This window comes from Halomonas qinghailakensis (assembly GCF_025820815.1).
Lineage (GTDB): Bacteria > Pseudomonadota > Gammaproteobacteria > Pseudomonadales > Halomonadaceae > Vreelandella > Vreelandella qaidamensis.
In genome coordinates this window covers 2,945,080-2,968,504 of the sequence record NZ_CP096973.1, presented here as the reverse complement: position 1 = coordinate 2,968,504, position 23,425 = coordinate 2,945,080, and the positions used below count along the sequence as shown (strand labels likewise).

The window sequence follows — 23,425 nt, the reverse complement described above, 5'->3', positions numbered from 1 at the left end:
CAGGTGCTGTTAGGCGCTAAGCGCTAAATCAGCAGGCACCGGCACCAAACAAAACGACGCTTGCTGCGCCAACCAATCGGTAATGTCAGGGCTCGCGGTTAGCAACGCCCCATGAAACATCAGCGCCTTCACGCCATAGGCGTTCAAGGCGGCAAATACAGAGAGATATGCCTGGGCGTCTGGCGGGCTTTCAAAGCAGCGCATCAGCAAACGGCCTCTCGACCCATGCAAATAAATCTGGAACAGCGACTTCGTAGGATGGGCAATATGCCGAACGCCCCCCTGCCACCGCTGGTCAGCCTCTTTCAGCTTATTGAAATGCGGAGCGACTGCGGTTCGAAACCAGCGACCCTGTTGTGAACGCTGTGTTGCTAAGGCGCTTAGCTTCCAAGGCTCATGCTTTAGCCCCTGCGCTTCCCACCAGTGCTCAATGGCCCGCTGAGAGAGCGCAACACCATGCTGAATAGCCAACCACTCGGCTAATCCGGCACTGCTCCAGCCCGGCTCAATTAAACGCGGCGTTTCTTCTTCTTCTGCCCATTGGCTTGGAACTTGATCTGGCACTTGAAAAGGTTGTTGAAAAGATTGCTGAAAAAGCGCCTGCCACAATAACGCTTGAACATCCGCACTAAGCACATTTGCCTGACCTTTTAACCGCCCACGTGGCTTAACAGGAACAGCCGCCCACCCGCCTTCACGAAAGGCCTTCCACGCTGCCGAAACAGTAGGCGCTGACAACCCTGTTTGTTGACTGACCACCGCGACGGTGTAGCCATCTAAGCGTAGCTGAACAGCCTGCTTACGACGCTCATTCAACAATTCAGGCGATAAATGTTTAGTACTCAATATATCCTTTAACCTTTTGATTTTTAAATAATATTTAGCGGTGAAAAATACTATTTAAAGCAATTATTAGACACCATCATAAAAGCCTGCGTAAAATCCAGCAAGCACCTAGCGTATTTTTTGGTTTTATAAGGACCCATCATGACCCCCTGGGCCGTTTTATTTTCAATTACCGTTTTGCTCGTCCTATTAATCAGCGGCAAGGTTAAGCCCGCTATTGCTTTTGTCACATTTGCCAGCATGTTTTTGCTGCTAGGCTTTGTCGACACCAGCACGCTGCTAATGCAATACACAAATCCAGCACTCGCTACCTTGCTCTTGTTGCTGCTGGTATCGCTTGCGTTAGAGCGCTCGCCATTACTCGACTGGCTCTCCCGCCACCTACTTAAAGGCCATCCACGCCTTGCCACAGCTAAATTAATGGGCAGCACTGCAGTCCTCTCGGCATTTTTGAACAACACTGCCGTCGTCGCCGCTTTTTTAGGTGCCATCTCACGCCAAGAGCGCATTGCCCCTTCACGGCTGTTAATTCCGCTCTCTTATGCGTCGATTTTAGGCGGGATTACCACACTGGTCGGTACGTCCACTAACCTGGTAGTGAACTCATTTCATCTCAGCGCCAGCGGTAGTGAGCTAGGCATGTTTCAATTCAGCCTAGTGGGGTTGCCCGTTGCACTGATCACCTTGTGTGTTTTGCTATGGCGGGCCAATTCCTTGCCTCACCATCGCCTTGAAGATACGGAAGAGAAGCTGTCTTACTTTCTGGCAGCCGATGTCGAAGCCGACTCACCAATGATTGGTAAAAGCATCGAGGAAAATGGCTTAAGAAGCTTAAACGGTCTTTATCTACTCGAAATTGAACGGCAAGGGCGACTGATCAGCCCGGTAGCGCCTGATGAACGCTTACAAGCTGCTGATACGCTCGTGTTTACCGGTGAAGTCAGTAAAGTGCAGGCGCTGCAGCGTTTTCCAGGACTTAATTTATTTGGTCACCAGGCGGACAACCTGCTGGCGACTAATTTAGTGGAAGTAGTGATTTCTCACGAATCAGAACTTCCAGGAAAAACTCTGCAAGATGTTGATTTTCGGAGTATGTTCAGTGCGGGTGTGGTTGGCATACGCCGGGGTGGGAAACGCCTGGAAGGCCAGCTTGGTAAAATACCACTCAGGGTGGGCGACTGCCTGCTACTGGCTGTTAGCGCCGACTTCCGCCAGCACCGCAACCTAGACCGCAACTTTCACCTGCTTAGCGGCAGCTTTACACGCCCGCAGCTCACTCGTAAAGAAAGCATGATTACCCTAGGTGGCTTTGCCAGCGTGATCGCCTTGGCGACTGCCAACTTACTGCCGCTATTCCATGGTTTATTGCTGCTGCTAGGCGGGCTACTACTGTTAAAAGTCATTAGCTTGGCAGAGTTACGCAGACGCTTTCCATTTGAACTATGGCTTATCATAGGCTCTGCCCTTGCGATTGCCCAAGCGTTAGAAAACTCTGGGGCTGCCGCCGTTCTGGCAGGTGGAATGCAGTGGATGTTTAGCGGCTACGGTGTCTATGCTGCCTTTGTTGGCTGCTACTTATTAACCTTGCTATTGACAGAAACGGTCACTAACAACGCCGCAGCAGCGCTCGCTTTTCCCGTTGCCTGGAGCACCGCCCAAGCCTTTGGCGTTGACCCACTACCGTTTGTGATGGCAGTCGCCTACGGTGCCAGCGCTTGTTTCCTCATTCCCTTTGGCTATCAAACCCACCTAATGGTGTATTCACCAGGGCGCTATAAAATTACTGATTTTTTCAAGATCGGCTTACCGGTTAGCCTAACCTACTCAGCCGCGGTCTTAGTGATTACCCCAATGGTGTTTCCTTTTTGAGCACGGCCAAACAAAAAAGCCGCTGCAGTATGAACTGAGCGGCTTTTATAGTCTTCGTCTTACGGCGAGCGATTTACACCTCGTAACCCGCTTCGCGGGCGAGCGTGGTATTGGCTTTTAACCAGCCTTCAATATGCCCACAATCAAAGGTGCGACCATGCATACGGAACGCTTGCACGGTTTTGCCTTCCTGCATCAACCGATCAATTGCATCGGTCAACTGAATTTCATTACCCGCACCGGGGGGCTGGTCACGCAGCAACTCCATAATGCGATACGGCAGCACATAGCGGCCAATCACCGAAAGGCGTGAAGGCGCTTCTTCAGGCGCTGGCTTCTCTACCACACCACGCATATCGGCACTTTCACCGGCGGCTGGCTCGTCACAATCAACAATGCCATAGCGGTAGACCTCTTCCTGAGGCACGGCTTCAACCATGATTTGCGAGGCGCTATTAGCCTCCCAGCGCTCTACCATGCTGCCCAAATCACAGGCTGTACTACCCACCTGCGGTTTCACCAACACGTCAGGCAGAATAACGGCAAATGGCTCGTCTTTATCTAACAGGTGCGCGGCGCAGAAAATAGCGTGGCCCAAGCCTTTGGCATTGGGCTGACGGACGCTGGTCACTTTGAGTTTCTTGGGCGAAATTGCCGACAGCGTTTCTAACAACGCATCCTTGCCCTTACTGGCTAATGAGTGCTCAAGCTCGAAATGGGCATCAAAATGGTCTTCGATGGCAGATTTACCTGCCCGGGTTACCAAAATGATTTCATTAATTCCCGCCGCTAGCGCCTCTTCCACCACGTGCTGAATAAGCGGACGATCCACCACGGGCACCATCTCCTTAGGGATCGCCTTGCTAATAGGCAGCAGGCGCGTGCCAAAACCCGCCACCGGAATAATCGCTTTGCGAACTTGAGTCATTAACTACGTCCTTTATCGTTTCGTTACTTACGCCACTCGTTCACTTTATGCAGCAATTGAGCAGTACTCGGATCTTCTACATTCTGATACTCAACCGGCTCGTCCGCCAGTGTTTGGTAAAGGCTGGTTGCCAACCGCTTACCTAACTCTACCCCCGGCTGATCGAAAGGGTTCAAATTCCACAATACCGATTGAACAAACACTTTGTGCTCATAAAGCGCCAGTAACGCACCGATCGACCACGCATCCAGCGTTTTTAACAGTACAACAGAATTAGGTTGATTACCGCGATACCCCTGGGCCATTAAGCCGCGCAGCGCTTGAGGAATCGCATCATCGCCTAACGCAAACAGCTGAGACTGCGCCAAACAGTGCGCTAAGGTTAACTGCTCCTGGGCTTTCAGTGAACGATTAACCTTTTCACATCCGACGCCAGCCCGCTGCGCCACTGCCACAAAATCAGCGCTGACGGTATGAACGCCCTGATGTAACAGTTGATAAAACGCATGCTGTCCGTTGGGCCCTACATCCCCCCACAAAATAGGACAGGTTGCATGGGTAACCGACCGGCCATCTAGACCAACGCTCTTACCGTTAGATTCCATTTCCAACTGCTGCAAATACGCAGGCAAGCTTTTTAACCGGCCATCATAAGGAAGCACCGCATGGGTAGGAATGTTTAAAAACTGAGAGTTCCACGCCCCTACCAACGCCACAAGAGCGGGCAAGTTTTCCTCGATGGGCGTGTGCAGAAAGTGCTTATCCATGGCATGCGCACCGGCTAACAGCGCATCAAAACACGCCACGCCCAGCTGCATTGCCACGCTGATACCAATCGGCGACCATAATGAAAAACGCCCGCCAATCCACTCCTTGAATACCAACTGCTGCGCCTCAGGCACACCAAACTCGGCCATTTTGTCAGGCTTAGACGACACGCCAATCAACTGATGACGGCAAACAGTGGCTTCATCGACTTCAAGCGCATGGCTTAACCACGCTAGCGCCGTGCGCACATTAAACTGGGTATCAGCGGTAGTGAACGATTTAGACGCTAGCACCAATAGCGTGGTCGCAGGGTTTAAGCACTCCATTAAGGGCAGCAGCTGCGCACCATCCATCGTGGAAACATAATGCACGTTCACTTTGGCACTGCTGGGGCGGTCCGCTAGCGCTTCACTGACCAATTTTGGCCCCAAATCAGAGCCACCTACGCCAATATGCACTATATCAGTGATCGCTTGACCAGTAGCACCGTACCATTTACCGCTATGAACACGCTCCACCATCTCCGCCATACGCTTGCGCTGGTGTTGGCAAAAAGCTGCCGCGCTCTCCATCCCCTCGGGGGGTGTTTCGCTGCTCGGCCACCTTGCCGCCACGTGCAACGCTGCACGCCTTTCAGACGTGTTGACCTTTGCACCTGCAAACAACGCCTGACGCTTAGCTGCCAAACCACAACTTTCCACCCAATCCTTTAAAAGCATTAGTGTTTTAGTGGTTAAGCGCTGCTTGCTGAAATCAATATGCAGGCTACCAAATGTAAACGCCAATGCATTAGCACGTTGCTGGGCAGCAGTAGAACCACTGCCTAACAAGTCACTTAACGACTGGGCCTGAAGATGCTCGGCATGCACATGCAGTTCACTTACGGGGGTATAAACGCGTGGAGTGGCGCTCGATAGCGGAGAGTTCATGGGTGTCTTCCTTGAAAAAATTAAGGGTGGACGTGATAACTATACAAAGCAAAAGCCACGCCAGCCCAAACCTCTTTACATTCAACGCTAGAGTTTACAATAGGATGACAAATAATTGTTAAGTATGAGTAGCAATCTCGCACTCCGATAGTCGAACCCCAACACCGCTTCGCGCTGCCTTTGCGGGTGCGCTGTCCCAGGTTGAAGTGCCCCAATCATCGCGAGCTGAAGCTCCCTCCCACACGGTACCGTGCCGCTGCTCTATTGCAGGAGGCCGATTTATCGGTGGTCCGACATCTCGGCGATGGCGTAGTTATGTAGCGCGTGGTAACGCCGCTCGCGAGGAACGAGCGAAGGCGGCACTCACGGGAGGCGGCGGAACGACGCCCAAAAGGCACCCACCCAAACCAAATACCTTTGAACTCAACAGGTTATGTAGCGCGTGGTAACGCCTCTCGCGAGGAACGAGCGAAAGCGGCACCCGCGGGAGGCGGCGGAACGACGCCCAGGCCGCAATCAACCTACCCCAGCACCGCTTCGCGCTGCCTTTGCGGGTGCGCTGACGCTTACGCCGCACTACAACATCTTTGCATTCAACAGGTTATGCAACACGTGTTAACGCCCCACTCCTTACCCCTTTAACACACCAGAAAGCAGTGTGGTGGCACTATCGATTAGTTCATCTAAATGTTGTGGGCCTTTAAAGCTTTCCGCATACACTTTGTAAAGCGATTCCGTGCCGCTGGGGCGGGCCGCAAACCAACCATTGTCAGTTGTTACCTTCAAACCACCAATGGCTGCGCCGTTGCCGGGGGCGTTGACCAATACGGCAGTGATCGGGTCACCCGCCAAGGTAGTTTCAGTAACACTCTCTGCGCTGAGCTGTTTGAAAGCCGCCTTTTCTTCAGCAGTACAGGCGGTATCGACACGCTTATAGAACGGCTCGCCGAAACGTTCGGTTAATGAACGGTAATACTCACTGGGCGTTTTTCCAGTAACCGCCATTATTTCAGCCGCTAGCAAACACAATGCAATGCCATCTTTATCAGTCGACCAGGCTTTACCATCACGGGTTAATAAACTAGCGCCAGCACTCTCTTCACCGCCAAAGGCTAACCAGCCATCGTGCAAGCCTTCAACAAACCACTTAAAACCAACCGGTACTTCATACAGCTTACGCTGATGACTCGCCACGACCCGATCAATCATCGAAGAGGACACCAGCGTCTTACCAATGCTAAGTGTTTCCGACCACTCAGGCCGGTGGCTAATCAGATAATCCACGCACACCGCTAAAAAGTGATTAGGGTTCATCAACCCGTTGGCATCGACAATGCCATGGCGATCAGCATCGGGGTCGTTACCAAAGGCAATATCAAAGCGGTCTTTGATATTCAGCAAATTAGCCATCGCTGCTGAGCTTGAGCAGTCCATGCGAATTTTGCCGTCATGATCCGGCGGCATAAAGCTGAAGGTGGCATCGACCGAGGTATTCACCACTTCAAGATTTAAGCCGAAGTGTTCAGCCACTGCCTGCCATACCGGTAATGCCGTACCGCCCATAGGGTCGACACCCAACGTAAGATTAGCGTTTTGAATAGCGGCCATATCCACCACGCTGCCCAACTGCGCAACATAGTGGGCAGTAAAGTCATACTCCTGAGCATGAGCCAATGCCTGCTCTAATGGCACCAACGTAATGTCATTTAACTGGCGCAACAAATAAGCATTAGCACGCAGTTCAATCCAAGACGTGGCGTCAGTATCTGCTGGGCCGCCATGGGCAAGGTTATATTTAATACCACCATCTTCTGGTGGATTATGAGAAGGCGTAATAATCAAACCATCAGCTAACGCCGCCTGGTCGCAGAACTGCTGTTTTTGAGCATGATTGTGCTGCAGAATTGCCCGGCTCACCAACGGCGTTGCCGTGATGCCAGCATCTTTTTCGATAAGCACCGGCACCTTGTTAGCCGCCAACACCCGCAGCGCGCACTCCCAAGCAGGTTTTGAAAGCGCATGGGTATCAACACCCAAAAACATAGGCCCCTGGTAGCCTGCTTCCGAACGGTAATCCACCACCGCTTGGGTAATCGCAAAAATGTGTGCAGCGTTAAAGGTGCGTTCTGAGGCACGCCCCCGATGGCCAGACGTACCAAATGCCACCCGCTCTTTCGAGATATTGGCATCCGGAGTTTCATCAAAAAACGCCTTAACGATGGCATCCATTCTACTTGCTCCCTCATTAACATTTAATTGGTTTGCGCGCGCCTGCCAAAACTTAACAGCGAATTGCGGATTTCCGACGCTAACGGCATCTCTTGCTGCCTGTTGCGCCATTTTAGCAGTCGCGGCTGGATCATTAAGTAACTGCTCTATGGCAGCCTGCCATGCCTTAGGAGAGTCTTCTACCAGAAGCCCATTGACCCCATGGCTGACTATTTCCGTATAAGGATAACGATTAGCGTAAACCCCCACCCCACCCATCGCGGTAATATCGAAAAACTTAATAAACGACTTTCCCTGATTAAAAGGAGTGTTTAACAATGGTGCCAACCCAATATGAAGCAGGTTACTCGCTTGGTAAGTGCGAAAAGCGCTCCACGGTAACGGATCGGGTACCGCGGTACGAGGCAATGCCGCTAACGCGCTAGGCGTATGCTTGCCAAGCATTATTTCCAGCTGAGTATTGGTGCGGGTTTGCTGAATAGCCGTTAACGCGGGAGCGATGTGCTGTAAGTCATTCAGATGCGCCCGTGTGCCATAAAAGCCAATTTTCCAAGGGGTATTAGAAGAAGGCAACGATGCAAAATGCGCTAACGGCGGTAGCGCCGCAATCATTGGAGGCGTTAGTACCACAACGCGGTGATGACAGGGCTGGAAACGCTCAGCGAGCGCACCACTGCAAGCAATAACCTCATCACATAAGGCAAGCAACCGAGGCTGCAGCTTCGAAATACGTGCCATTCGCTTTCGATAGGTTTGCGGTAGCGTTGAGTCGTTGGCCGCCGCCTCAATATCATCGTCAATTAAGTAACCAATATAGCCAAATGCGTGGCGGTTGCGTTCTAGCCAGCGCAGCCAACTGGGCGGCAATGAACGACACAGTAGTAGATTCGCACCGGCATACTGGCGCAAAAAGGAACGACCGTAACGCCAAGCAGCACCGAAAGAGCGCGAAGCAACAAAACGCTCAACCGCTGCCCCCTGGCTTTGCAGCGCAGGCGCTGCAGATTCAAGAAAGTAAATATCTTCTGTGGGCAGGCCACCATCGCTAAGCACGATAAATGAGGCGTGATGACTCACATGGCACCTTTAAAATATTGCACCATATCTTTCGCCGTTAGCGTGCTGCGAAACTGAGAGTCTTGTACTAACCCTAGCCAAAAACTGATGATTGTGAAACCTAAACGTAAATCGCGTTTCTCAGGCAGATAACTCAATGCTTTTTTAAACGGTAGCCCACGCAAAAAACACGCTTCATCGTAGCCAATAGGGAGCAACCCCCAGCGATCCCAATCAATCAATGAAATCTCATCGTTTTCATCATTCACCAGCACATTGCCTGTATGTAAATCACCGTGAGAAAGCACCCAGGGCAATCGGTTAATACAACGCCACATGGCAAATATAAGGCGGCTATGCCCTACATCAAAAGTAAGCAGCGACTGGCGCAGCACTGACTTTCTTAGGTATACCCAATAAGGCTGTTGTGTATTAGTGCGCTTTAATTGACCGCTAGGCACATTATGTAATTTTTCAAGCACATTAATAACGTAGCAACGCGTTTTTTCTGACAGCAGAGAAGCCGCTGAAAATGAGGTACCTTCAATATAGCGATAAATGAGATAACCATTTGATAAAGAGGTACTTGAGGCAGGCACTAGCGCAGGAGCTGGCAAAGCATACGGCTCAATCACCTGCTTATAAAATAGATGTATGTCAGCGGCATGAGTAGACGTTGTCGCTAGCTTTACTAACAGCTCCGGCTCAGTGGCGTTACGTAAAGCAACCGCCGAAAACCCAGAGTTACGCTTAAAGAAGGGCTTAAAGTGACTAGCACGAGACTGTTTAAGCAACTCAACAAGTGGAGCAAATGCCGGATTACTACTGGCAGACACAGGCAACCACTCATTCGCTCCCACCCGTTGAGGACAGCCGGGTAATAGCTGGCAAAGCGGTGTAGCAACTTCAACAATGTCACCTGGCAATAAGTCTAATGGTGCAATAAATCCGACATATTTGCCAATACCAAGTGCTGCCTGCACATCGCACCTTTCAAGATGACAAAAGGCACTAAAGAAGTCGCGGCCATTGACCCGAATACACACAAATAATGAGGAGGCGCACCACCCCTGCACCCCCTTAACGCCTACTTGATCCACCGCCCCTTGGACAGCCCTAGCGGAGCGAAAAATCTTCATGCACCAGTGTCAAGTTTGGGTTGTAAGCAGGATCATTATCTAATTGTTCCGCCCATGTTTTGCGCATATATGCCACTTCCCCAGCTGCGCGCATACGTTTTTTAGCGTTATCATCTGCGCCGCGTGAAATCGACTCGTGGTGGTATAGTTCTGCGTAGGGTGTCCACACATTACGATATCCCGCTTCACGTATTTTTAGGCAAAAATCAACATCATTAAATGCTACCGAAAGGTATTCTTCGTTAAGGCCCCCAACAGCTTCAAACACCTGCTTACGTACCAGCAAACAAGCAGCAGTCACAGCAGATAAGTTATGAGCAACATGCAAGCGAGTAAAGTAACCTATCGCATGGCGAGTAAAGTATTTATGTGCATGGCCCGCTACACCGCCAATACCTAAAATAACGCCAGCATGCTGAATAGTATCATTGGGATAGTAAAGCTTAGCACCTACACAGCCAATCTCTGGGCGATTAGCTTGCCTTACCATTTCAGTTAACCATTGCGCATTAATGGGTTCAATATCATTATTAATTAAACCAATAATTTCCCCGTTGGCATGCTGCGCCCCAAAATTATTGATTGCAGAGTAATTAAACGGGTACTCCCAGCGCAGAACACGTACACGAGCATCCTTGGAAGCTATTGCATCCATATAACTAAGTGTATCTAGGCACGTACTACCGTTATCTAAAATCAGCACTTCAAAATTTTGATAATCCGTGCGTGCTAATATCGCATCAACACAAGGTTTAAGAATTTCAATACGATCACGAGTAGGAATCAGAAGGCTAACAAAAGGCACTTTATCTGGCAGCGGCCAATGTACACGGTAAGTATTCGGGAACGTGCCATGTTCAACTACTGCTTCCGCACAGTGGCTAGATAAATGGTCTGCCACAGCTTTAAGCCCTGCATTTGAAGTATAACCCTTTTGTTCACTGTTAATCGCCGTCGAGCCTTCCACAGCACGCCAGTGATAAAGCACTTTAGGCACATGCACAATTTGCTGTGATGTAATGTGAGCACTGACCCGAAGCGCTAAATCGTGGTCTTGGCTACCTTCAAAACCTTCCCTAAATCCGCCTAGCGCACGTACTAGCTTAGTGTTATACACACCCAAGTGAGAAATATAGTTCTGCGCAAGTAACAAATCCGGATTCCAGTCTGGCTTAAAATGTGGATCGTAACGATAACCACGGTCATCTAACTTATCTTCATCACTGTATAAGAGGCATGCATCCGGCTGGTGATTGATTGCCGTTGCCATTTCAAGCAGCGCTTCAGGAGCCAAACAATCGTCATGATCCAACAAAGCAATAAATTCGCCTGTTGCCAACGCTAATGCACTATTACTCGCAGCACAAATATGGCCATTAGTTTTACGTGTAACAACGTGAATACGTCGATCCTGCTCGACATAATCAGCCAACAATTCCGATATTGCTGGGTCGGTAGAAGCATCGTCGGCAATACAAAGTTGCCAATGAGAGTAATGCTGGGCAAGTACTGAATCTAAGCACTCCTTGAGAAACTCAATAGGCGGGTTATAAACCGGCACCAGAACTGAAATCAGCGGCGTATAGCGTAAACGTTGAATAGACCCCTTAATCTCCTCCGATGTTAGTACCGGTTGGCTAGTCAGCCATGCTTGGTAATTACGGCCTGTCGTAAAGCGTTCAAAGGTTGCTTCATAATGTTGCATAGCAAGCTCGCGCCAATCAACATTCTGTTGGGCAGCAAGTTTTTTTAATTCAGGTAGTACCTTTGCTTTTTGAAAACCGCGCCACTGAAAATGCATATTCGCCAAGCGCTGAGATAAACGATCATGGGCAAACCAAGGGGTAAGCCATACAAAACGTAGGTGCCGAACAGTAAAGCGTCCTTCACTTTCTAACGGATCTAAGCGGATTTTCTTCAGCCCACGAGGAACATATAATAGCCGCTTAGTAATGCGCCCGTCCTTCAATGGTAGATAAACACTTTGCTCTTCACTGATTCCTTCGCCTGTATCCATGTAAAGCTTAACTGCTGCGCTGGGTTGGTCATGTGCTATCTCTATTTCTAACATTTGCCAGCCAGGCAGTAGTGCTGCTTTCTTAAGCGTAAATTGCGGATCATCGCCCAATGAACACCAAGCAAATTCCTCGTCCTTAGGGAGTGCTGTCAACTGATGAGCAGGAGTATAGCAAGGGGTGGTAACAAATGGTTTCATAACAGGCCTAATACAAAACTGTCCTTAAAAGAAAATCTGCTCATTTTGATCTAAAAAATTATGGCAACGCTAAAGGCTGACAAAATAACTTTAACTAAAAATTAATTCAATATAAGCAAAGCATAAAACACCTGTTCATTAGTGCTTTATTACAAAACCAACTACTGAACGCGCCTCTTACCCAACAGCTGTCCTGTTTCAGGGACTACAACCTCCACCACACTGCCCTTAATTAAAGGTGCTTCAAAATTGTAATGAAAACCTACATAACCAGAGCGGGGCAAACCTAAACGTAAAAACGCAGGCCGCAAATCCTTACTTGAAAGTGTAGCAATTTTTTTTCCGTTAATTAAAACACTCACTTTTACAGGAGAATCATTTTTTGCATGCCAAGCCCAACCAGAAGTACTTTTGTCACTGAGCTGATGGATCGCACCGTGCACATAACTCTTTCCTTCATTAAATAAGGCCCTACGCTGTTCGAATAAACGTACAGCCATACGATACAACCTTATATCCTGCTGATTAAGATAATTTAGTTCTTCTAGCTGCTCTTTTGGCAACTCATAATTAGTAGTTTTATCCGTCCGCCCCATATTCATATCTATCGACTGAATATCAAAATTATAGCGTTGATTCAATATAGCGAGGCTATCTTCATAGGCCTCATTGAGTCCAAGGAAGCCTATTGCTTCTAATGGCACTCCTTGTAGTATTTTTGACTGTCGATTGATAAACTGAGGTTTACGATAAAAAGAGGGTAAATCACCTTCATAGCCGTGATGACGGACAAAGTGCTGATACTCTGATACTATACGTTGTACGGGATCTCTAACGAACGTTACTGTTTGACACGCACCAAATAAATATACATATTTACTTGCATTCACATGCCCACTTAAAAATGATGCATTTTTATTACAGAGCTCTTGGTAAAAACTTAGAAAGTCTCTTTCTTTATAAATCCACTGACAAACTAAGGAAGAGGTCTCTTTTTCAGTTGGTGAGTAATCATAAAACACTCTTTCGCTACTAAAAAACTGCTCTGCGGCTTTTCGAAAACTGGTGCCTGCCGTCTTAGGTATATGGACAAAAAAGATAGGTGACATAAATAACCTTATAAAAAAATAAAATAAAAAATTTGAAAACCTAATATCACATCACTAAAAAGCCAACATCAATTATTTGAACGCAATATAATTAAAGACAAATTTCAGGTTATACTAGAAATTTAAAAAACGCTTTTCCCATGCCCAAGCGTGTTCAACAATGGTTTTTAAATCAGCGTAGCAAGGCTGCCAATTCAGAGTTTCGCGCGCTAGCGTGGCGTCTGCCACTAAGACGGCGGGGTCACCTGCCCTGCGGCTGCCTTCCTTCACAGTTAATGAACAGCCATCTTCAGCCACGACCGCTTCAACCGTTTCGATCACCTGCTGCACAGAATAGCCTTGCCCATTGCCTAAGTTAAAAGCCAATGCACCCTGCTGTACACCATCTGTTAAGGTGCGCAGGGCGAGTAAGTGCGCGCTACATAAATCTTCAATATGAATATAATCGCGGATACAGGTGCCATCATTGGTAGGATAATCGCGACCAAACACAGTAATAGACTCTCGCCGACCAGAGGCAGCCTGTAAAATTAAAGGAATAAGATGAGTTTCAGGATCGTGACACTCGCCTAGCTCACCCTCAGGGTCCGCACCGCAAGCATTGAAGTAGCGTAAACAGACCGAATTCAAACCATAAGCGTTATGATAGTCTTGTAGTATTCGTTCCACCATCAGCTTACTCGCCCCATAGGGGTTAATAGGCTGTTGTGGATGCGCTTCATCAATAGGCACGTATTCAGGCTCGCCGAAGGTCGCGGCAGTGGATGAGAAAATAAAGTTTTTCACACCGTGGCGCACCATTACGTCTAGCAAGTTAAGCGTATTCACAACATTATTACGGTAATACTTGCTAGGATCTTGCATCGACTCGCCTACTAAGCTAGCCGCTGCAAAGTGCATGACCCCGTCAAATGAATATTTATTGAACAATTGTTCTAACAGCGCCGTATCTGCCAGGTCTCCTTCCACTAACTCACCATAACGCGCCTGGTCGCGAAAACCCGTAGAAAGGTTGTCGAGCACCACCACAGAATGCCCGGCGCAGACCAACTGCTTCACCATATGAGAACCTATATATCCAGCCCCACCCACAACTAATACTAACATTAAATACTCCATAACATCATATAAAAATTATAAAAAACTAAAATTTACTTTCAATTAAGTTTAGAAAAAAATCTCTATAAAAAGGTTCATTAAAACAATCGCCTTGAAGATAGGCAGCACACTCTTTCAATTCACTCTCTTTCATCGATCTTATTTTAGAGCAAATAGGAGATTCAGCCATAGTCGAGTGTATTTTACCTGGTGCAACAAGGTAACGTTCGTTCGTTTGTAAAATTAAGTGAGATGGTTTTTCATGCTCAATGATTTGCATCACTATATGCCCAGGTAAATTAACAACAACTACTCTGGCAAAAAAGTATGAAAAATATCTTGCAAAATTTCCTGAGTCTAAGGAAGACCCACCAAACATAACAATTTTTTCATTATAAAACGAATCATTATTAACATAAATTTTTATATTTCCAGTACCCTTTATCTTGTTATTAAAAACACACGTAACAGCTCCTAACTTTGAACGTAATGAATAAACCATTTTTTCAGATGAAACAGGTGGGGTTAATTTAGAACCCAAATCACCTATCACTTGACGCGACTTAAAAGTAAAAAATCTATCAAAACTAACATTATAACCAAGCTTTTCCATGCATAAGCTAAAAGCATTGAAACTTCCTAAATCACTCCAATGTGTATCCGTTTTATAATAAGCCAACTTATTATTAAAATTCCTTACGATAGGGTTAACAAGCTCTAATCCAAAATAAGAGTAAATTTCTTCAACCTGATTTGTTATAGTTATAGAACTTTTTTCATAAGGATACAAATCAGGCAGTACCTTTTCTTTAGAATTTGCTATGACAGAAATCGTATGGAAATTTTCAGAAACAACTTTAACCTCCTTAATATAATCTTCCCATTTTTTTTTATCTTTTTCACCCAACAACAGTTTTCCAGAAAATTGATCAACACTGCGATTATGATCATTAGCTAAAAAAAGCCAATTATCCTTACCGTGTACAAGCTCTACAACTGGGACAAGAGATATTTCATGAGTCCACTGTTCTTCACCATCTATCAGAACACCTATTTTTGAACCGTCTCTTAAATTTGTTGTGACTCTTACTCCACACCTTTCCACCAAATCTTCTTTTGCAATTTTTAACTTAGCCATTAAGTGGTTAATAACATCAGGACGTGCGGTCTCAAATTTAAAACATTTTATTTTTTCATTATTTTTAACTAGGAAAGAAATATTTTCTCCTTTCCTAATTTCTGACCAAGCCATCAATGTTAAAGCATCTAAATCTCTTTGACGAACAATCTGACCATTAAACTTTGACTCAAAGTGAAATAAGCGATTAGTCTTTTGAACTCTATTCACCCTAACCAAAAACTTTTTAGCTTGTAAGCTTTTAACCCTATCAATTAAATCAAGTGCAGGGCTAAAAGAGCTATCAAGATCTAAACAATGTTGGAGCCATTTTTCAGCTTGCATATATTCTCCAACAGAAACATATGCAGAAGCTAATCTAACATAGACTCCACTGGGAAACTTTGAATAAATATTTATTATACAATTCCAAACAAGCGCTGCATCTGTGTACTCTTTATTAGCCATATATTTTTCTGCTATAGATATAGCTAAAGCAGGTCGCTCATAATCTTCTTTCTTAGCTAGACCATAAACTTCGCGCAGCTCTTTTATTCGATTAATTTTTAATAGTGAATAAGCTAATATAAAAACAGCATCTCCATTTTTATTTCCTTGAACCAATAAAGGGACATATAAATAAGAAGCTGCTTCTTCCCAGTCATGTTTTTCAAAACTTTTTTTTGCTTTTTGCAACAAAAAATTAAAATCCAATCCTAAATAAAATAAATCCTGCTCTTCTTGAGGTAAAATAAAATCGAGCTCACCTATATCTTTATTACCAAAAAAACCCAATGCCAAAGATTTTAAAATACTAACCTTATTGTTTAAAAAAGGAGCAGAAGGGTGTGAAGTAAAAGGAAGCTCAAGAATTTTATAGTCACAACTTATAGATGGAGTAATAATATTGTTTAAATAGAAGTGATCTCTTTCATTAAATGGATCATAGGCAAAAAAATGATACTTGCTGCATTTTTCTGCTTTAATTTCAGAATGTTTAAACTCTACTTTAAATCGATCTCCTGGAAAAACTTTTTTAAATCCAGGATCAACAGAGCACCTCGGGCTTATAGCAAATGCCCTAGCATTTAAGGCATCAGCATAATAAATCGCAGCATATCCACCTAAGCTAGAACCATAAGTAACAACATCTTTTTCTGCCAAATAAGGCTCCAAGACTTCAGCAAGTTTTTTTTTGCTTAACCCTTGAAAAAAAGTTTCGTCTTTATGGCTAACAAAAATTATAGGTATATTATTTGCCAAGCAAAAATCAACGCCAAACCCTTTTTCAGAATAGCTTCCGAATATAATATCAAACGCTACAACAATAACATTATTAAAAACCTCTACTGGATAATGTATAGTTACATAATAATCTTCACTTTTATATATAACCCTTGACATTTTACTCATTAAAATTACTCTTCAAACCCATATCAGACTTAATAAAAATAACAGCCGCAATTGAAAAATCAAAAGCGGCTGAAAAATGTAACATCATTAAAAATTAATTATAGCAAGCCAGACTGCACTTAATTTTTTATTTAACTTTTAACTTGGTAGGATGAGAACAAAAACTCTAAAATCTCCTTATATTCTTCCTCTAGACATCGCCCCTCTCCATATGCCTCAAAGTCAAAATCAAATAATTTTTCTTTATTAAACCATTTTTTTGCTACTTCTGAATTTAAAGCTTCAAAACCTCCTTGAATTTTTTTTGCCAAAGAGGCACTTGGAGAATATCCTTTTCCTACAAAATTTTTATTAATCAGCTGTGATAGTTTGTTCTTAAAACTAATATCATCAACCAAGAAACTATAATTATAAAAATTGCACAGCCTAAGTACTTCTTGACCAAAAGGTGTTAGCGATTCATTCAGATTTTTCACCCTTTCAAAATTAGAAAGGCAATTTTCAAAGCCCACAGCTGCAAAAAAATCATCGACAACATCTTTATTTATCATTGAATTTCTATCAAAAATACGAACACGAATGTTCTGTTCGCCAAATGTTCGACTCCATTTTTTAAGTAAATTTCCGTAGTCATAATAGGGGTTATCAGAACTACAATGTTTTTCCAAGAAATCATCAAACTTAGAATAGCTTCCTGACCTTAAATAGGTTGAATATAACGATACTGCCATATCTACTTGAGGTCTAAGATAAACAATTATTTCAAATTCTTCAAAATAAGGCGTCAGTATGCCCTTTACATTATTGACTTCATCCTGACTAACACACCTAGAGTGGAAATGCTCACTAGTGAAGATAACAGTATGGTATTTCTTACCTAAAGAAACCATCTCTGCCTTCAAATCAGCTAGCAAATGCTTATCGTGCTCAGCTCTCGCAACTTTTGTATTAATACCCTGCGCATGATAAAAATCATCTAATCGACTTTCTTCCATAGCGCAAGAGGCTAAACCACGGTTATTCCCATCTCCTATACTCAGTGGTATATAATAGCCACTTTCTAACAGTTTATTTCTATTTTTTTTTATAAAACCCTGCAAAGTTGTCGTGCCTGTTTTTTCCGTACCTATATGAATAATTGCTTTCATAAATAACCTGAAAATTAAATAAATATTTTTTGATATTCTTCAGCACTCTCTTTATACGTTAAAGGAGCCTGAATATTTTCATGGAACGTCAGCCACTCGTCATTTGCCATGCTGGCTGCTTTTTTAAGCACCTGCGCCAAGCTCAGAGGGTTGCGCGCCTCAAAATGTAAACCGTCGACTCCATTGGATATTTTTTCCTCCATGCCACCAATATCCGAAGCGATAACTGGGCGCCCGCAAACAAAGGCTTCTTGAATCACCATGGGTGAATTTTCCCACCAGATAGAAGGAATGATTACCCAATCTACGTTACGCATGCGCTCACGCACTTGGAACGGCTCATAAGAGCCCACCCAGCGGAGTGACCCTTCGGCGATCAAAGTATTGGCCATCTGCATGATTGAGTCTTTGAACTCGCCCGCCTGGTGCTCAAAGTTCGCGCCATGAATTTCCACCACCAAGGCATCGCGCTCCTTACGGGTCATGGAAAGCATCGCATGCATTAATATATCAATGCCTTTAAAGGGGTTGATTTGCCCGAAAAAGGCGAGCCGGTTACGGGTTGGCTGCTTAGATTTTTCAACAATATAAACTGTTTTTCCGTTTTTCGTCACTTTACGCGTTAACGGTCGCTGCCCGCCTACCGTCATTGCAGCGACTGCTTTTTGCAAGGCCGCTTCGGTATATTCATCGCCATCAATCTCTTCTTCTTCAATTTCCGATTCCGGTAACTGACGAGGCGTAAGCTTAGGCTCTGGTGATTGGCCGTTCTCGATAACACTAATTTTGTCTTCTGGCAGCCCCCACTCTACATAACGCTGCTTAAGAAAATGCGAGGGCGAGACAAAGTGATCGACATAGTCAAAATGCTGACCAATGAAGCTACGGCGTAGCCAGAACTGCTCTTTTGAGAACTCAGGAAAGCAACGATGACAATCTTCAATAGAAGCGCGGAAGCAAAGTTTATTAGACCCACGTTTCACCATCTGCCCCTGCTGGTGGCAGATCGCCATGTATTCATGCAAGGTTAATACCACACGAATAGAAGGATCTTCTTCTTTGATAATGCGCAGCAGCTCAATACCAAGATGAAAATAGTGATGCAGGTTAACTACCGTCGGCTTTAGCGTACGAATCAGCTGGCGGAAATCATTCCATACGGCATAGCTATTCGCTGCTTTTATTAAAAACGAGTCACCTAACGACTGCTGCCATAGGTATTCGTTTTCACGCCTTAAAGTAAACGCCCCGGTGGGGCCATTGCCGCTGTCGTGACGGGCAATAAACCACGCCTGCTCAACGGTTGTATCTTCTCGTAACGCTTTAAATAAATTGTAAGCTGCCAGCTCACCACCACCCAACGAAAAATCCGGGTGCCCATGTGCCATCACCAACACACGCTGCGGAGCCGCTTGGTTTACCAATGAATCCATGTAAAAAGTGCTCCTTAGCTAAATGACTGCATGACAGATTGAATTTGTTTACCCCAGCGCTTGGTATGTCGCCAAGCGTTAAACCGCACCACCAGCGTACGGAAGGAGGTATCTCCCAGTGATGAGAACGACTGGCGCTCCAAGTGAACCAGCGACACCCCAGGCACGTAGCCCAGCTGATACCCTTCACTCAGCACCTTAAGGCAGAGATCCGAATCCTCAAAATCACCAATCAGATAACCTTCATCTAAACCGCCCAGCTGATCATAAAGTGAACGTTGCATAATCACGCACGCGCCAGTCACGGCAGGTTTATCAACTATTTGAGCACCTTCTGGAACGTCATCTAGCTCAGGTGCTAACCCCGCCAAGGGGTGCTTATTCAGCCACACCTGCCACGACTGAGAATAGAAAAACACCATGCCCGCATGTTGCAAGCCACCTTCCGGGTTCAGCAAGCGTGCACCCAGCAAGCCATACTGCGGGTTTTCGTCAAGCAAGGTGCTTAATTGGTTTGCCCAGCCCGGTGACGTAGGAAACGCATCGCTGTTAAGTAACAGTACTTGGCGACCACGGCTAACACTCACCCCTAGATTATTAGCGCCTGAAAAACCACGATTACGATGCCCCCACACGACTTTGAAAGGCACGTTGTAAAGCCGATGGAGATTTTCAACTTCGTTGGAAATGGCCGTTAAAATACGCGGGTCATCCACCACATAGATAATTTCCGTGGTTTCAAGCAGCGTTGCGTCTTTAGAGAACGCCAACAGCTGGTGCTCGACAAAATCCCAGCGACTGTACAACGGAATAATCAAGCTGATATCAGGAGATTCTGGCACCTTCCCTAAGACCATAACATCAGGTGCTTTCTCATCTTGAGAAAATGCACGGCTACGCTCTGCCAGCAATGTTTCGATTAACTCACCTTCCCAACCGTTTAAGCGCTCATTAAACTTTTCGGCAGGTGTTGCCACAGTAAATGCCCAGCGGGCATAGCCTTCCGGCTCATTAGGTACTTCAACCGCTTGTTTACGCGCGACTTCAAAAGCCCGCTTGCTTTCTGGGTGATACGCTACTATCCCTACGGTATCGCTCATCGAAATTGAATGAGGCCACTGCATAACAAACCCAGCATCTACTGTGCGCTGGCCAAAGGTATCGCGAAACAAGCTGACAATGTCTTCACGCTGATAGCGCAATGCACTGGCTAGGTTGAGTACGTTACCTTGACTATCTACCCCCCACATTTCCCAGCCAGGCTGCGCGACCATCCAACCCGCCATTAATCCGCAACGAGCAGGAATAAGACCAAAACTGTCGATATGCGCTGCCGCTTTAAGTGGGTCGGGCGTTTGCCAAGTAGCGCCTGTTAAAAAATCAGGTAAGAGTGATGGGCTTTTTGCGTCCACTTGAATATCACGCCTAGGTGCCTGAGGTAGCTGGCCAGTACTACCTACAAATGTTGTGATGTCAGGTAACGAAAAAGTAATGGGGTCCATTCCCAAGCCAAACCGACATATCAACTTCAGAGCGCCGTTAGTAACGGATAACTCCCCTTCTTCCCAATCAATTAAAAAACCCTGACTTATCAATGCCGGGTTACTAGTCTGCATACTTTGGGCAACATCATTACGAATTTTATTACTGTATGTCGTGTTTATTAGTATGTCGCCAGAGCCAATATCTAACGAGTGGTTGTCATCTAGTGTTGACACCCACCCTTCAACACGGTACCTACCCCCCTCTTTAACAAGTTGATCAACTTTGATAGCACCTACCGTTTTACCTTTCACCTTAAGGATATAAGGTGAATTTACAACATTATGCTTAACCACCTTATATTTCCCTTCACCTTTTTTTGCAGAAGACATATTGAACATAAGCATTCCTTTCCATGTATTGACCATGTATCGCATTGAAATATAGTCATTAGCGATTATCGCAGGTGTCTGTTCGCCTTCAGGCTGACGGCACTCAACGCTTTAAAAACGCCTGATAAAAATTCCAATAGTTATCCGCCATATAAGAACAGGAATGCTGACCAGATAATTGCCATTGGGTTAATTGCCGCTTTGCTTGTTGCCACTCCTTTGCTTCACCCGCCTTTAATAGCGTCAATGCAACAGATTCTGCCGTAATATCATCTGCCAGCCAGCCTGCCTGAGTTGCCCTTAGACGCTCGCCCACCGCACCAGTGTCAAAACCAATAACAGGCAGCCCTGCGGCCCATAGCTCTGTTAAGGTATGGCACCATGTTTCAGGCCAAATGGATAGCACAGCCCCGAGATGGGGGCGGATTTGAGCGATGTGGGAAGTAAAGTCATCCCGCTGGTAGGGGCCGTGTACTACCAGCGAGTTAGGTGCTTGGTCTATCAGAGTTGCATCAAGCGTACCTAATACATGCCACTCTACATGTGCTAGGCGTTTATCAGCAGCCAGCTGAAGTAACACCTCAGCTCCTTTAGCGCGTGAGATATGCCCAGGTATCACTACCCGTAAAGGCGCGTTGGGTACAGGTGCCACCGCTAGGTCGGTAAAGTTATCAAAGTCTCGGCCGTGGGGAATAACCTTAAAGGGTTTATTAATCAGCGTTGGAAAAATATCCTGCATGACGTTACGCACTTGCTCTGTTGTGGCTACAAAGCCCTCGCACAAGGCAAGGCTACCTGCAAACTGCTGTTGCCAACGATAAACGGCACCATGTTTAAGTGCTGTTATTTCATTCGATGGCCAAAGTTCCTGAAAGCACTCACCACGGCTGGAGGTACAACGTCCAGCACAAAAGCGGTTATTCTCATCAAGTAATTTGACTGACGGGCAGACGGAATAATAATCATGAAAAGAGTACACAACAGGAATGTCTAACTGATAGGCAACTTCCATTAATCCTAGGCTTTGCCAGGCTATATGCCTAACATGAATCAGGTTAATGCGATAATAAACCAGCCATTTCTCAACCGCCGAATCATAACCATCCAGATGGTGATCTAACGCGGGTACTTTCGTAGCCAACTGATGCCGTTCAATCGGTATATAGATACCGTCTCGAAACAGGTACAACGTAAGACTGGATTCAACACAGCGCAGTACAAAACATTCAATGTTACCGCCTAAGCGGTTACCTAACGCCGTCATCAAATCTTGATTGGTTTGCGGTGTTCCACCAGATTGTATTGAGAGCACATACATAATGCGCACGGTGCCATCATCCAACGGCCTAGCATGTTGCTCATACCAGTAAGGCATCTCATCTGGTAACGGCGATTCTGGCCAGATAGAACCGGTCTGTTGCCTAGCCTGCTTCTCGCCAACCGTCAACGGCCGCTCTTCTTTATAGCCGCTTTGAAGATAGTGTCGCAGCGCCGGCACCCCTAACGCTCTTACATCTGGATTTGCCTGCCAGTAAGCATTAGGGTCAAATGCTGGGCTAGGCTGACGGCCTTCATCGAGGCCATGACTTATAAAGTGGCCCAGGGCATCCATGCCACTCTCTTGAACATCACGATAATGTTCAAGATACCAATCAGCATCAAACAGTTGCAGTGCTATCAGTTTTTCCTGCAGCTCAGGGGCTAAACTCATTCATCTTTTACTTTCGCAGACATTAAACGGCCCTCATTTCGACCATACTTAAGGTAGTGAACCAGAGGATTAATTCCTGAATCACGTACATCATTATACTGCTGAAGATAAAAGCGTGAATCAAACTCAGGGCAGGGATTACGCCCTTCAAAACCGCCAAATAAGGTGTAGTGTGTCGCGGGCTGCTGGGCGAACTCTTCCGCCTTTGCAACGTCTTGGTAGGTTGCTAGGTACCAATCAACATCAAAGAGATTGCTAGCGGCAACTAGGTCAATGTCCTCTTGCTGGCTTTTCGCCTCCTTACTGTCTGGCGATGCGACCGAGCTTGCTGACGATGCCAACTGTTGGTTTACCGCCTGGACCTGATTAACTAGGCGTGTCTCCTCCTCTTGCTCTTTTGCTAACTGCTCAGTCAAACGGGCTATTTCTTCAAAGCGCACTTTGAGCGAGGTACGAACCTGCTCCAGCTCCTTTTCCAAAACCTGTAGTTGCTGCTGAAGCGCTTCCCTAGAAGGCTGTACGTGTTCAGACACAGTGTATTCC

Annotated in this window: 15 protein-coding genes; 1 reads left to right on the top strand and 14 read right to left on the bottom strand. The window is 46.0% G+C overall.

Annotation, left to right across the window (positions count from 1 at the left end):
• Positions 1–9: 9 nt before the first annotated feature.
• A complete protein-coding gene (locus M0220_RS13620) occupies positions 10–846 on the bottom strand; it encodes a helix-turn-helix domain-containing protein (protein WP_264017936.1) in 837 nt (278 codons plus the stop codon).
• A gap of 141 nt (positions 847–987) precedes the next feature.
• Here M0220_RS13620 and M0220_RS13615 point away from each other — a divergent pair, with 141 nt between their 5' ends.
• Complete coding sequence (locus M0220_RS13615) at positions 988–2,715, top strand: SLC13 family permease (protein ID WP_264017935.1); 1,728 nt, start codon at positions 988–990, stop codon at positions 2,713–2,715.
• Positions 2,716–2,788: 73 nt separating this feature from the next.
• Here the strand turns inward: M0220_RS13615 and M0220_RS13610 are convergent, their stop codons facing one another.
• The 13 genes from M0220_RS13610 to M0220_RS13545 form a co-directional block, all read right to left on the bottom strand.
• Entirely contained in the window at positions 2,789–3,643 is an 855-nt protein-coding gene (locus tag M0220_RS13610) for a UTP--glucose-1-phosphate uridylyltransferase (RefSeq protein ID WP_264017934.1), read from the bottom strand.
• A gap of 23 nt (positions 3,644–3,666) precedes the next feature.
• Positions 3,667–5,340 carry a glucose-6-phosphate isomerase gene (gene pgi, locus M0220_RS13605; protein WP_264017933.1) on the bottom strand — a complete coding sequence of 558 codons (1,674 nt, stop codon included), beginning with the start codon at positions 5,338–5,340 and terminating at the stop codon, positions 3,667–3,669.
• 630 nt (positions 5,341–5,970) lie between these two features.
• Positions 5,971–7,569, bottom strand: a complete 1,599-nt coding sequence (gene pgm / locus M0220_RS13600; RefSeq protein ID WP_264019234.1) for a phosphoglucomutase (alpha-D-glucose-1,6-bisphosphate-dependent) — start codon at positions 7,567–7,569, stop codon at positions 5,971–5,973.
• Between the two features lie 1,073 nt (positions 7,570–8,642).
• Positions 8,643–9,764: an aminoglycoside phosphotransferase family protein gene (locus M0220_RS13590; protein ID WP_264017932.1), complete on the bottom strand. Its 1,122-nt coding sequence runs from the start codon at positions 9,762–9,764 to the stop codon at positions 8,643–8,645.
• Positions 9,742–11,979, bottom strand: coding sequence for a glycosyltransferase family 2 protein (locus M0220_RS13585; RefSeq protein WP_264017931.1), 2,238 nt, complete (start codon positions 11,977–11,979; stop codon positions 9,742–9,744). The genes M0220_RS13590 and M0220_RS13585 overlap by 23 nt, the downstream gene beginning before the upstream one ends.
• Before the next feature lie 161 nt (positions 11,980–12,140).
• The gene (locus M0220_RS13580) at positions 12,141–13,088 is read right to left on the bottom strand and encodes a sulfotransferase family protein (RefSeq protein WP_264017930.1); all 948 of its coding nucleotides are present in this window, start codon (positions 13,086–13,088) and stop codon (positions 12,141–12,143) included.
• A gap of 114 nt (positions 13,089–13,202) precedes the next feature.
• The gene (galE, locus tag M0220_RS13575) at positions 13,203–14,195 is read right to left on the bottom strand and encodes a UDP-glucose 4-epimerase GalE (RefSeq protein ID WP_264017929.1); all 993 of its coding nucleotides are present in this window, start codon (positions 14,193–14,195) and stop codon (positions 13,203–13,205) included.
• 37 nt (positions 14,196–14,232) lie between these two features.
• A complete protein-coding gene (locus M0220_RS13570) occupies positions 14,233–16,716 on the bottom strand; it encodes a hypothetical protein (RefSeq protein WP_264017928.1) in 2,484 nt (827 codons plus the stop codon).
• A gap of 131 nt (positions 16,717–16,847) precedes the next feature.
• Entirely contained in the window at positions 16,848–17,864 is a 1,017-nt protein-coding gene (locus M0220_RS13565; RefSeq protein WP_264017927.1) for a hypothetical protein, read from the bottom strand.
• A 14-nt stretch (positions 17,865–17,878) separates the two neighbouring features.
• Positions 17,879–19,297 carry a glycosyltransferase gene (locus M0220_RS13560; protein ID WP_264017926.1) on the bottom strand — a complete coding sequence of 473 codons (1,419 nt, stop codon included), beginning with the start codon at positions 19,295–19,297 and terminating at the stop codon, positions 17,879–17,881.
• Between the two features lie 14 nt (positions 19,298–19,311).
• Positions 19,312–21,180: a glycosyltransferase family 2 protein gene (locus M0220_RS13555; RefSeq protein ID WP_264017925.1), complete on the bottom strand. Its 1,869-nt coding sequence runs from the start codon at positions 21,178–21,180 to the stop codon at positions 19,312–19,314.
• A gap of 94 nt (positions 21,181–21,274) precedes the next feature.
• Positions 21,275–22,882: a glycosyltransferase gene (locus M0220_RS13550; protein WP_264017924.1), complete on the bottom strand. Its 1,608-nt coding sequence runs from the start codon at positions 22,880–22,882 to the stop codon at positions 21,275–21,277.
• Positions 22,879–23,415, bottom strand: a complete 537-nt coding sequence (locus M0220_RS13545) for a hypothetical protein (protein WP_264017923.1) — start codon at positions 23,413–23,415, stop codon at positions 22,879–22,881. Before M0220_RS13545 ends, M0220_RS13550 begins: the two co-directional genes overlap by 4 nt.
• Positions 23,416–23,425 lie beyond the last annotated feature (10 nt).